General features: G+C 43.2%; 7 protein-coding genes. All 7 read left to right on the top strand.

All coding sequences use genetic code 11. From position 1 onward, the window contains the following. Positions 1-43 precede the first annotated feature (43 nt). The 7 genes from K1F36_RS03375 to K1F36_RS03345 all read left to right on the top strand — a co-directional run bounded on the left by K1F36_RS03375 (position 44) and on the right by K1F36_RS03345 (position 13,073). A complete protein-coding gene (locus K1F36_RS03375; RefSeq protein WP_220112548.1) occupies positions 44-1,378 on the top strand; it encodes a TolC family protein in 1,335 nt (444 codons plus the stop codon). Between the two features lie 8 nt (positions 1,379-1,386). Next, on the top strand, positions 1,387-2,637 hold the full coding sequence (locus tag K1F36_RS03370) for an efflux RND transporter periplasmic adaptor subunit (RefSeq protein ID WP_207031020.1): 1,251 nt from the start codon (positions 1,387-1,389) through the stop codon (positions 2,635-2,637). Between the two features lie 65 nt (positions 2,638-2,702). Continuing rightward, positions 2,703-3,398 carry an ABC transporter ATP-binding protein gene (locus K1F36_RS03365; RefSeq protein WP_207031018.1) on the top strand — a complete coding sequence of 232 codons (696 nt, stop codon included), beginning with the start codon at positions 2,703-2,705 and terminating at the stop codon, positions 3,396-3,398. Between the two features lie 41 nt (positions 3,399-3,439). After that, a complete protein-coding gene (locus tag K1F36_RS03360) occupies positions 3,440-5,821 on the top strand; it encodes an ABC transporter permease (protein WP_220112547.1) in 2,382 nt (793 codons plus the stop codon). 33 nt (positions 5,822-5,854) lie between these two features. Next, positions 5,855-8,272: an ABC transporter permease gene (locus K1F36_RS03355; protein WP_220112546.1), complete on the top strand. Its 2,418-nt coding sequence runs from the start codon at positions 5,855-5,857 to the stop codon at positions 8,270-8,272. A gap of 24 nt (positions 8,273-8,296) precedes the next feature. Then, a complete protein-coding gene (locus K1F36_RS03350) occupies positions 8,297-10,696 on the top strand; it encodes an ABC transporter permease (protein ID WP_220112545.1) in 2,400 nt (799 codons plus the stop codon). A gap of 10 nt (positions 10,697-10,706) precedes the next feature. Beyond that, the gene (locus K1F36_RS03345; protein ID WP_220112544.1) at positions 10,707-13,073 is read left to right on the top strand and encodes an ABC transporter permease; all 2,367 of its coding nucleotides are present in this window, start codon (positions 10,707-10,709) and stop codon (positions 13,071-13,073) included. Positions 13,074-13,086 lie beyond the last annotated feature (13 nt).

The following is a 13,086-nucleotide window of genomic DNA, read 5'->3' as shown; positions in this document are numbered from 1 at the left end:
TTTTGGCATAAGAATAGAATACAGTTTGGCACAGTAATACACTATGAATCTAAAAATAAACATAACAACCTTTCTATTATTGGCTTCTTTCATTGGTGCTGCCCAAGAGGTTTGGACGCTGGAAGAATGTGTGGATTATGCCATTGAACACAACCTTCAGGTAAAGAATACCTCGTACAACAATGAATCCAGCAGGGAATCTTATCGGCAGTCCATACGTGACCTGTTGCCATCGGTAAGCGGTTCTACCGATTATAGTATTAGATACGGTAGGTCTGCAGATCCGCAAACCAACGATTTTGTGAATACGGAATTCTTCAGTAACAACTATTCGCTTAATGCCAGTTTGGACCTGTTCCGCGGTTTTCAAAAAATGAATTCGATAAGAGCATCAAAATTTATTTATAAGGCAACCCAAGAGGACATTCTACAGGAAAAGTTCTTGTTGGCCTTTAGGGTGATGAGTGCGTTTTACGACATCAAATTCTTTCAAGGTTTGGTGGCCAATACTTTGGAGCAGCTCGAAATTTCGCAGGCCAATTACGATTTGGTCGAAAAACAAGTAGAATTGGGATTGATGGCAGGGGCCGATCTTTACGAAGCTGAATCCAATCTTTTGGGGGATAAGTTTCTATTGACCCAGAACCGCAACCAATTGACAAATGCCAAACTGGTGCTTTTACAAGAAATGAACCTTATCGGTGCTACGGACATTGAGATCCAAGAAACCCTTGAAGAGACCTCACCTAACCGAGATGTGACCTTGGATTCGCTGTATCGGTCGGCCCGCGGATTTGTTCCCTTGGTAAAAGCACAGGAGTATCGTGTTTCCGCGGCCAAAAAGCAGATGCAGGCCACAAGGGGAGACCTATTCCCCTCTTTATCCCTTTTTGCAGGTTACGGAACCAGTTATTTTGAGACCAATGTGGATGACAACGGCAATGTAATCCCATTTAAGACCCAGTTCAACGACAACCAATCCAAGTTTGTCGGTGCCCAGTTGAACATTCCGATTACCAATGGCTGGGCCAATCACTCCAGGGTAAAACAGCAAAAGATAGCCTATATGCAGGCCAAGAACAACCTTGAGATACAAGAGCAGGAACTGTTCAAACTGTTGCAACAATTAGTTCAGGACAACCGTGCACTTATTGCGGAATATGAGCAGAGCTTACAAAAGGTAGATGCACAGGAATTGGCTTTCACCATTGCTCAAAAAAGATATGAAAAGGGATTGATCAATGCATTGGAACTGTTTCAGGCCAAGAACCTTTTCGGGGTGGCACAGAACGAGAACTTACAGGTGGGATTAAGGTTAAAAGTCAATCAAAGTACCATTGATTTTTACAGCGGTCTGCCCATATTTAACATCAACTAAAATAAACCATGGATATACAATTAGAGAAAAAGAAAGGACTTAAACTCAAGCATTACGGCTACATCGCTTTGGGCATATTGCTCTTGTTCGTTGGCTATAAGTTGATTTTTGCCAGCTCCATGTCCACCTTTAGGACAGAGAAGGATCGCTTGTCCATCTCCTCGGTGACCGCCGGCAAATTTGACGACTACATAACCATAAATGGAAACGTGGCACCTATCGCCACCATTTATATGGATGCCTATGAAGGAGGCCGGGTATCCGAAAAATTGATCGAAGAAGGTTCCATGGTCAAGCAAGGGGACATTATTCTTAAATTGGAGAACATGGCCCTGTACGAGCAAATTTTGGCAAGCGAAAGCAACTTGGCCCTTAAACAGAACGATCTACGTTCCACCAAACTTACTTTTGATTCCAGACAAGTGGAGGGCAGAAAATCCTTGGCCACTGCACAATACGATGTGCAACGCTTAAAACGAGCTTACGAGCAGAACAAAGAGCTATATGAAGAGGAACTGGTTTCCAAAGAAACATACCTAAAATCCAAGGAAGATTACGAATTGGCACAAAAACAATACGAAATAGTAAAGTTACAGACCGAGCAGGATGATGAATTGAGAGAAACCTCATTAAAGGGACTGGATACGGACCTAGATCGTATGCAGAAAACATTGTCCATGGTCTACGAGCGGTTGGACCACTTGAACGTTCGAGCCCCGGCCGATGGCCAATTGGGCTTTTTGGATGCCGAGATAGGCCAGAACATTTCACAGGGACAGCGTATCGGCCAGATCAATGTACTGACCGATTTTAAAATCGAAGCGGATATCGATGAGCATTATATTGACCGTGTAAAGAGAGACCTTTCCGCTTCTTTGGAGCGAAATGGAAACGAGTACAAACTGCGCTTGCGCAAGGTTTACCCCGAAGTACGGAACGGCAGGTTTAGGGTCGATTTGGTTTTTGTGGACGAAAAACCCGAAACCATAAGAGCAGGTCAGAGCTACAACATACGATTGCAACTGGGCGAATCCAACGATGCCATGTTGCTTCCCAAAGGAGGTTTTTTCCAAAGCACGGGAGGACAATGGGTGTTCGTGGTAAGTCCCGATGGCAATGAGGCCATTAAGCGCAATGTGCGATTGGGCAAACAAAACTCAAGATATTATGAGGTCCTTGAGGGACTTCAGCCTGGAGAACAGGTCATTACCAGTAACTACGATAGTTTTGGCGATGCGGAACGGATTGTATTGAAATAATCCGCAGAAATGTAACAATGATCAAAAATGAACAGTCTTTAACAAGCAATCAAACAACCATTACAATGATAAAAATTACAGATCTTAAAAAAAGTTTCCGAACAGAAGAAGTGGAAACCTTGGCCCTAAATGGCGTAAACCTTAAGGTTGAAGAAGGGGAATTTGTGGCGATCATGGGCCCCTCCGGATGTGGAAAGTCAACCTTGTTGAACATTATAGGGATGTTGGACAACCCTACGCAGGGAAGCTACAACTTCGCAGGGCACGAAGTCGGCGGATTAAAGGAAAGTCAACGGACCCAATTGCGAAAGGGGAATCTGGGCTTTGTGTTCCAAAGCTTTAACCTGATCGATGAGCTCACTGTTTTTGAAAACGTGGAACTGCCATTGATCTACCTTAAGATGAACAAGGCCGAGCGCAAAGAAAAAGTGCAGAAGGTACTGGAACGCATGAAAATCGCACACCGAGAAAAGCACTTTCCCCAACAACTTTCCGGGGGTCAACAGCAAAGGGTTGCCATCGCAAGAGCCGTGGTCACCAATCCAAAACTGATCTTGGCGGATGAGCCGACCGGTAACTTGGATTCCAAAAACGGTATAGAGGTAATGAACCTGTTGACCGAGCTGAACCAAGAGGGGACCACCATTGTTATGGTAACACACTCCGATAGGGATTCGCATTATGCGCACAGGGTAATCAATTTATTCGACGGTCAAATCGTGACCGAAAGTCAGAACAAACCATTAAAGGCCATGATATAGGAGTTTATGTCATCAATCAAAAAAACGATCAAATCAATCACATGTTCAGGAACAATCTAAAGGTAGCGTGGAGAAATCTCAAGTCTAATAGACTTTTTTCAATAATAAATATAGTAGGACTTTCTATAGGCCTCACTATTGTGATGTTGCTTTTTCTGTTCATTTCCTACGAAAGGAGCTTTGACTCCATGTTTCCAAAGAAAGACAGGATCCAACGGGTTTTATTAAAAACCAATGGAGATTTTGGTTTTGAGACCTGGGCCACAGTACCTCCGGTAACGGCCTTGGCCATGAAAGAAGAGGTGACGAATGTGGAAAGTGCCGCAAGGTTGTTGAAACATAATTTTGGCGACCCCGCCTCATTGCGCATTAATAATCAAAACTTTACCGAAAACCTTTTTTATTGGGTAGATAAGGAGCTGCTTACCATTTTTGATATTGAAATGGTTAAAGGAAGTTCTACCGGCGCCTTGGACAGACCCGGTACGGTAATTCTTTCCGAAAAAGCCGCCCAAACCTATTTTGGCGACCAAAATCCGATCGGACAAACCATAGTGGTCGATAACAATCGTGAGCTTGAGGTAACAGGAATATACAAGGATTTCCCTGAAAACAGTACCCTTGATGCGGACATTATGGCGTCGAGCAACGGATATTGGTTCTACGACAGAAAATCTTGGAGCAATGCCAGTTTTGAGACTTATTGTTTATTAAAGAAGAATGTTTCCGTAAAGGCCACTCAGGCACAAATTGACCAAATGCTGAAGGCAAATATTGAAAAAGAGGGCCAATGGTACACGTTTGGTCTACAACCTTTGGAAAAGGTACACTTATATTCGGCATCTTTTGCTAGCGGTTATGCTTCTCATATTGGGGATATCAACGAGGTTCGCAACCTTACCTATTTAGCCATTTTGATTCTTTTGATTGCTTGTATCAACTACATGAACCTTACTACGGCCCGTTCCCAAAAGCGTTCCAAGGAAGTGGGAATAAGCAAAACCCTGGGAGCCTCTTCAAAATCCTTAGTGTGGAGATTTTATCTGGAAGCAGGACTCATCACGGCAATTTCCATTGTGCTGGGCATTATACTGACTATGTTGTTATTGCCCAGTTTTAATGCCTTAACAAACCAAAGTTTGACCATGGGTCTGCTGTTGACACCAGCTTTTGCATCCGCAACTTTAGGTGTATGGGGTATTACGACGCTAGTATCTGGCCTATACCCATCGCTTTACCTATCCAAGTTTTTGCCAAAAGAAATTCTATCACCTTCCTTAAATCGTGGAAAAGGGAATTTGGTGATCAGAAAAGGTCTTGTGGTAATGCAATTTGCCGCTTCGGCAGCATTGATAGTTGGGGTTATGGTCATCTATCAACAAACAAAATATATCCAGAACAAGAACTTGGGTTTTGTTGCGGACAATGTGATGGCTATTTCTATTGGAGGATTGAGCGGGGAAGAAAACCGTAATGCTCTGGAGCAAGAGTTTAAAAAACTGTCAGAAGTAACTGCTGTATCCATGGTACAGGGGTATCCCGGAATGGATGTGAGCGGGCGAACACTTCGAAAAAAAGGCACGGACAATAAAGGGCTCAATATCCAGACCAACGTGACCGATGCAGGTATTGTTAACGCACTCAAACTACAGCTTTTGGCAGGAGAAAGTTTGCCCGAATTCAAAAGTGAAACAGATACTTTGGTTGAAGTGGTCCTGAATAAAAAAGCGGTTGATTTTTTGGGGTATTCCCCGGAAGAGGCCATTGGAAAGGAAGTCTTTATCGGGGTTCCACAGACCGTAGTGGGAGTGGTGGATGACTTTAATTATGAATCGTTGCACCAACCTATTGGAGCCTATGCATTTCACAATAATTCAGGAGAAGGCAAATCTTATATGCTTGTGCGGTTTAAGTCTGGCAATTTGGCCAACACTGTGGAGGAACTTAAAGGAACCTTTACCAAAGTCGTTACTAATCTGGATTTCAATTATTCCTTTTTGGATCAAAATATTGCAAGATTGTACGCCAAGGAAAAACGAACAGGACAGATTAGTGTTGTGTTCTGTATGTTGGCCATTTTTGTGGCCGCATTGGGTCTTTTTGGCTTGGCAGCTTATACGGCGGAACAACGAAGAAAGGAAATTGGCATACGAAAGGTATTGGGAGCATCTGTGGCCAAAATAAGCCAAATGCTATCTGCTGATTTTACAAAGCTAGTACTGGTAGGTCTGGTCATAGGATTTCCGTTTGCCTATTTTTCCATGGAGAATTGGCTGGAAGGTTTTGCATATCGAATCAAAATTCAATGGTGGGTGTTTGCTTTGTCTGGATGTATTGCTTTGGGTATAGCGCTTGTAACGGTCAGCTTTCAGTCTATAAGGGCAGCGTTGGCCAACCCGACCAAAAGTCTGAAAGCAGAATAAAAAAATCAATCAAAAAACGATCAAATCAATAGTATGTTCAAGAACCACTTAAATATCGCATGGAGAAGTATTAAAAAGGACAAGCTCTTCACATTTATAAAAATAGGTGGGTTTGCCGTTGGTATCGCGGCCTGTCTTTTGATCACCCTTTTCATCGGCAATGAATCCAGTTATGATACCCATTACCAAAACAAAGACCACATATACCGAGTGGTGTTCCAAGGTGAGATTCAAGGAGAGGTAATGAAGAGCACCCACTTTCAATTGCCTTTTTCCGATGCACTCCAATCTGATTTTGCCGAAATAACCAAGGCGGGAAAAGTGAACACCATTGAAATCTTTGGTGCGGGCAAACGAGGTTTTAGGATAAACGGGGCACAGGAGAACACTTTTGAAGAGAACTTTATCATTGCGGATCAGGAGGCTTTTGAGATTTTGGAAATCGAACTGGAACAGGGAGACCCGACAACTGCGTTGACCAATCCAAAGAGCATCGTAATTTCTAGGTCTAAAGCGAACAAATACTTCCCGAACGGAAATGCCATAGACCAAGTAGTCTTTTTGGACAATGACACTTCCGAACCCTACACCGTAACAGGGATAATGGAGGATATTCCAAAAAATATGCACCTGAATTTTGATTTTATGCTTCCTGTGGAGGACACCAATGGAAGCTGGACCAACCAGAACTATTTTACCTATGTGTTGGTCAATCCGAACACCGATATTCGGGAATTGGAACAAAAAATGTCTTCCATTGTTGAAAAATACATTATTCCGGCGCAAATGGAAAGGGGCCGCTCGGCCAGTTTTATAGATGTACTGCGGACCGCTGAGTACAAACTGCAACCGGTAACGGACATTTACCTGAAATCGGACCTAAAAATGCAGGATGGATTGAAGCATGGCGATGTCAAGTTTGTATGGCTCTTTGCGGCCATAGCCATTTTTGTACTGCTCTTGGCCATTATCAACTTTATCAATCTTTCCACGGCCAAATCAGCCAATAGGGCCAAAGAAGTGGGTTTAAGAAAGACCATAGGGGCATTTAGGAACAGTTTGGTCAACCAATTTTTGACCGAATCGGTCATGTTCAGTGTTATTTCTTTTGTGCTAGGTGTGTTCTTGGCTTGGGGACTGCTACCGTTCTTTAATGAAATCGCTTCAAAAGACATTGAACTCCCATGGAGCGATTGGTGGTTTGTGCCCGTATTGCTTGTTGCTGCATTGTTTGTAGGTGTTTTGGCAGGAATTTATCCGGCGTTTTACCTATCTGCCTTTAAACCGGCCAATGTTCTTAAAGGTTCCTTGAGCGTGGGCAGCAAAAGTGGCAGACTGCGCAGTGGATTGGTCATCTTTCAATTTACCACTTCGGTGATCCTGATTATTGGCACATTGATCATCTACCGCCAGATGGACTATATCGTCAGCAAGGAATTGGGATATGATAAGGAACGTGTGGTAGTGCTGGAGGGAACCCATATTCTTGACAACAAAATAGAATCATTTAAACAACAATTATCATCATTATCTCAGGTGAAAAGTGTGACATCCACCAACTATTTGCCCATTGATGGAGGGAGCCGAAATGGAAACACCTTTATGGTCGATGGCCAGGATGATGGAGGAAGAGGTGTAGCTGCACAGATTTGGAAGGTTGACTATGGTTATACCGAAACCTTGGGAATCCAATTGGATAAGGGTAGAACTTTTTCAAAGGACTTTGCCTACGATTCCATCAATTCGATAGTCATCAATAACAAAATGGCCGCAGAGCTTGGTCTAAAGGATCCAATCGGTAAAAAATTGGACAACAACAGCCAAGTTTTTGAGATTATAGGGGTGATAGAGGATTTTCATTTTAAATCCTTGAAAGAGGATATCTCCGCATTGTCATTGGTCATAGGAAAGGACAATGGAGCTGTTTCGGTAAAACTTGAAAAAGGAAACCCGACCGATGCGCTCGCTGCCATTGAGCAAGTTTGGAACAGAAATGTTCCAAATCAAGCACTCAACTACTCTTTTTTGGAGCAGGAATTTGCCCAAATGCACGAAGATGTACAGCGAATGGGCAAAATATTCAACAGTTTTGCCTTATTTGCCATTCTTGTGGCCTGTCTGGGCCTGTTTGCCCTATCAGCATTTATGGTAGAGCAGCGAAGAAAGGAGATAAGCATTCGTAGAGTGCTCGGCGCGCCCTTCCAAAATATTTATAAACTGCTCACTTTTGACTTTCTGAAACTTATCATCATTTCAATTGTGATTGCCACACCTATAGGCTGGTATTTGATGAACAGGTGGTTGGAAGGTTTCGCTTACAGAATCAGTATTGGATGGGAAGTTTTTTTAATGGCAGGGGTCATCGCCCTGTGCATTGCCGTACTGACCATCAGCTATCAATCCATAGGAGCGGCCTTTTTACAACCGACCAAAGGTCTGCGCAATGAATAAATCAATCAAAAAACACCATCGATCATGCTAAAGAACTATATTAAAATCGCCTGGAGAAACCTTGCAAAAAACAAGGGTTATACCATAATCAACGTAGGAGGTCTTGCGTTGGGCATGGCGGTAACGCTCATTATCGGCCTTTGGGTGCAAGATGAGCTGAGCTATAACGATTACAACACCAATAAGGACAAAATCGCCCAAATATTCCAATCCCAAACGTTCAATGGGGAAACCGGAACCGGGCCCGCTATCCCGAGACCATTGGAGAAAGCTTTTAGGGATGGTTATATGGATAATTTTGAGTATTTGGTGATGTCTTCTTGGACCACCTCCCAATATTTAAAATATAAGGAAACAAGCATTTCTCGCGAAGGCAATTTTATGCAGCGGGAAGCTCCCGAAATCCTTGATATAAAAATTTTGAAGGGAGAAAGGGACGGTGTTCGGGAAATCAACTCCATAATGTTGAACGAGTCCACCGCCAAAGCACTTTTTGGGGAGGAAGACCCGATTGGAAAGGTAATCGAGGTAAATAGCCAATACGATATGATGGTCACGGCAGTTTACGAGGACCTCCCTTTCAATGCCTCTTTTAATGACACAGAATTCATAATGCCATGGGATAAATATGTCTCAGTGAACGAATGGATCAAAAATGCCGAAGATCAATGGGGGAACAATTCGTTTCAAATGTTTGTCCAGATTGCGGACAATACGACCATGGAATCCGTTACCTCAAAAATTCTGGAGGTAAAACAGAAGCTGAACGAAAACTCCAGGGAATTCAACGCCCAATTGTTTCTATTTCCAATGGAGGATTGGCACCTGCGCAGCAGTTTCGAAAACGGGAAGCAAGCAGGGGGCCGAATCAAATATGTTTGGCTGTTCGGAATTATCGGAGGGTTTGTATTGCTTTTGGCCTGTATCAATTTTATGAATCTCAGTACCGCCCGTTCGGAGAAAAGGGCAAAGGAGGTGGGGATCAGAAAATCCATTGGGTCTCAGCGCTCCCAATTGATCAACCAGTTTTTGGGCGAGTCCTTTTTGGTGGTATCATTTGCCTTTGCAATTGCTGTATTGATCGTTGTGGCGTCCTTGAACGGGTTCAATAATTTGGCAAGAAAAGAAATATCCTTCCCTTGGGGCTCCCTTGCATTTTGGGGTGTTTCTTTGGTCTTTATAACGGTCACAGCTCTTTTGGCGGGCAGCTATCCTGCTCTTTATTTATCCTCGTTCAGACCAGTGGATGTCTTAAAGGGAACTTTCAAGGCAGGCAAGCATTCCGGTTTACCAAGAAAGATTTTGGTGGTGGTCCAGTTTACCGTTTCCGTAGCGTTCATCATCGGAACCGTGATCGTAATGCAACAGATCAATTATGCTAAAAACAGACCCATTGGGTACGATAAGGAGGGTCTGGTCCAGATTCCGACGATGAGCCAGGATTTTACGGGCAAGTTTGAATTGATGCGGGATGAATTCATCAATTCAGGAGCGGTTGTGGAAATGTCCACATCCAGCGCCCCGACCACTAACATTTGGTCCAACCGGAGCGGATTTGTTTGGGAGGGCAAACCAGAAGGTTTCCAAGAAGATCTGGCATGGACCGAAGTGTCCCCTGAATATGCCAAAAGTCTCAACTTAAAGATTGTGGAGGGAAGGGATTTTTCACGGGAGTTCCCCTCGGACTCCAATGCCGTGCTGATCAATGAAACGGCCGTGAAATATATGGGGCTCAAGAATCCAATAGGAAAGTTTATTAAGGACGATGATGAGGAAGACCCATCGCCACCTTTAAAGATAATAGGCGTGGTTCAGGACATGATCGCACAGTCGCCGTACGAACCAGTGAAACAAGGCATGTACGTTTTTGATAAATACGGCAATGCTTCCTATTACAATATGAGATTGAACCCATCCCAGAGTGCAAGCCAGAACATTGCAGTAATCGAGAGGGTATTCAAAGAGCATTTCCCGAACATTCCCTTTCAATACGATTTTGTGGACGAGGAATATGCTGAAAAATTTGCATCTGAAGAACGGATTGGCACCCTATCCGGTATTTTCACCGCACTTGCCATTTTAATAAGCTGTTTGGGACTATTTGGTCTCACCTCTTTTGTTGCGGAACAGCGCACCAAGGAGATAGGGGTGCGAAAAGTGCTGGGCGCATCGGTATTTAATGTTTGGAACATGTTGTCCAAGGACTTTTTAAAACTTGTGATTATCTCCTGTTTTATCGCGGTGCCCATTGCCTATTATGTAATGAACGGATGGTTGCAAGAATATCCGTACAGGGTGATTTTGAAATGGTGGATTTTTGGCTTGGCCATGCTCGGAGCCCTCGCGGTAACGGTGCTCACGGTAAGTTTTCAGGCCATACGGGCGGCAAAATCCAACCCGGTCAAAAGTTTGAGAACGGAATAAGAACAGGATCATGATCAAGAACTATCTAAAAATAGCATGGAGAGGGCTTGTTAGGAGCAAGGTTTATTCAACAATAAACATTGTCGGCCTATCCATGTCCCTTGCCGCCTGTATGCTGATAGTTCTTTATGTTGGCCATGAGCTGAGCTATGACAAGTTTCATGACGATGCCAGTAACATTTATCAAGCGGAAACTAAGATAACCTTTGGTAAGGACCCCATCCATATACCGTATTTGGATTATTCCGATGCCCCGGAAGGTAAAGGAAGTGTAGCAGGAATCCAAGAATACCTAAGATATCAAAAGGTTTCCGAAAATGTTATGGTTACCAATACAGAGAACCCTTCGTTAAAGTTTTCCGAGGATAAGGTTTTGTTCGCAGACCCAAACTTTTTTGAGTTCTTCAGTTTTAATCTGATAAAGGGCAACAAAGGAGAGGTGTTGGCCAATCCCAACAGTATTGTTATTTCCGAAAGGACGGCCACAAAGTATTTTGCAGACAGCGATCCTATTGGAAGACCACTACAGCTTTTTGGTGATGAGATATTTACCGTTACAGGGGTCTCAGCCGACCCACCTTCGAATTCAAGCATAGGTTTTGATTTTATCCTGCCCATTTCCAGTATGTTGGGAATGGAAAAATATAAGGAGGATATTGAACAAGGGCACTTGAACTTCACCACACTTTTCCTGTTGGATGAATCGGCCGACCCTAAAATGGTCGAGGCAGGCCTGCTAAATTCCTTTGGAAAGAACGCAGGTGATGATGTCCAAAAAAAATACCTGTTGAGGCCACTACAGAGTCTACATTTAGGTGAGGATTGGGCTAAAAACAAATACATTGGCATATTTCCATTGGTAGCCCTTTTGATTTTGATATTGGCATTGGTAAACTATGCAAGCTTGTCCACTGCCCGCTCTACAACACGTTCAAAGGAGGTCGGAGTCAGAAAAGTAATGGGAGCACCCAGAAGGGCCATTGCACAACAATTCTATTTCGAATCCGCGCTTTACACGATCATATCGTTCGTTTTGGGCTATTTTTTATGTCTTACACTACAACCTAAATTCTTTGAGCTTTTAGGGGTCCAAGTGGACAACGCATTCATTTTTAGCCCCGAAATGCTAATGTCACTTGTATTGCTCCTGTTACTGACCATATTTTTGGCAGCTGCATATCCCGCCATTTTACTTTCCTCGTTTAAGCCCATTGCGGTACTACAGGGAAAATTGAGCAAGCAGCAAGGAGGAATAGCGCTAAGAAAGTTTTTCACTGTTTTCCAGTTCGGTATATCGGTAGCCCTTATTATTTGTGCATTTGTAATGGATAGGCAGCTGGATTATTTCAGGCACGCCGATACAGGCGTAAATAGGGAAAATATTGTAATGCTTCCATTTTCCGAAAAGCTCGGTAAACACTTTGGTGCATTTCAGGAGGAAGTCGGTTCACTTCCGGGAATAGTGGAAACCAGCTCTGGAATTCTACCACTTTACAAAGGCCATAACATGATGGGCGTCCAAAGCGATAATAGCGATGAGATGATTTTTTTGCCAACGCTTACCATAAACAAAGACTTTGTTTCAATGATGGGCCTTTCTTGGGCAATTCCTCCTAAAGACTCCATTATAAAAATGGGGGATAGATCTGCCGTGATAATTAATCAAGCAGCTGTTGCCAGATTAAACCTAGAAGAAGATCCAGTTCATCAAAAAATTAATGGTCAGTATGAAATCAAAGGTGTTTTGAAAGATTTTAATTACTCTTCGCTGCACCACAAGATAGGCGCGTTATGCCTGTTCATAAAGAATGACCCTTCTTACAAATGGCTTGAAAAAGGAGGGGTGCTCTATGCCAAGGTTGGACCGAAAACCAATATTCCAACAATGTTGGATGGACTAAAGGCCAAATATCAGAAATATGACAACGAGCAGCCATTCGAATATTATTTTCTCGACGATGTTTTTGACTCACAGTATAAAGCAGAAGACCGTTTGGCAAAGATTTTTGGAGTCTTTACGGGCTTTGCCATGTTGATTGCGGTAATGGGACTTTTCGGCTTGGCCACTTTCACGGCATTGCAACGAAGAAAAGAAATCGGGATTAGAAAAGTATTGGGCGCTTCGGTAGAAAACGTGACCACATTATTATCCAAGGATTTCTTAAAACTGGTGCTTTTTGCCATTTGCTTAGCCTCACCATTTGCATACTGGTTTATGGACAAATGGTTGGAAAACTTTGCTTATAGGGCCCCCATGTCATGGTGGATATTCGTTTTGGCCACATTAGGAACTTTGTCGGCCGCCATATTAACGATTGGTTACCATGCCATTAGAGCGGCCAGTGCAAATCCAATAAAGAGCCTTAGAACTGAATAAATCAATCAAAAAA

The sequence above is a fragment of the Flagellimonas abyssi genome (assembly GCF_019457905.1).
Taxonomy (GTDB): Bacteria; Bacteroidota; Bacteroidia; order Flavobacteriales; family Flavobacteriaceae; genus Flagellimonas; species Flagellimonas abyssi.
This window is presented reverse-complemented; position numbering and strand designations above follow the sequence as displayed.

Excerpts from the sequence above, each read along its gene's own strand:
- K1F36_RS03375 (WP_220112548.1), top strand. The coding sequence starts at position 44 with ATGAATCTAAAAATAAACATAACAACCTTTCTATTATTGGCTTCTTTC.
- K1F36_RS03370 (WP_207031020.1), top strand. The coding sequence starts at position 1,387 with ATGGATATACAATTAGAGAAAAAGAAAGGACTTAAACTCAAGCATTAC.
- K1F36_RS03365 (WP_207031018.1), top strand. The coding sequence starts at position 2,703 with ATGATAAAAATTACAGATCTTAAAAAAAGTTTCCGAACAGAAGAAGTG.
- K1F36_RS03360 (WP_220112547.1), top strand. The coding sequence starts at position 3,440 with ATGTTCAGGAACAATCTAAAGGTAGCGTGGAGAAATCTCAAGTCTAAT.
- K1F36_RS03355 (WP_220112546.1), top strand. The coding sequence starts at position 5,855 with ATGTTCAAGAACCACTTAAATATCGCATGGAGAAGTATTAAAAAGGAC.
- K1F36_RS03350 (WP_220112545.1), top strand. The coding sequence starts at position 8,297 with ATGCTAAAGAACTATATTAAAATCGCCTGGAGAAACCTTGCAAAAAAC.
- K1F36_RS03345 (WP_220112544.1), top strand. The coding sequence starts at position 10,707 with ATGATCAAGAACTATCTAAAAATAGCATGGAGAGGGCTTGTTAGGAGC.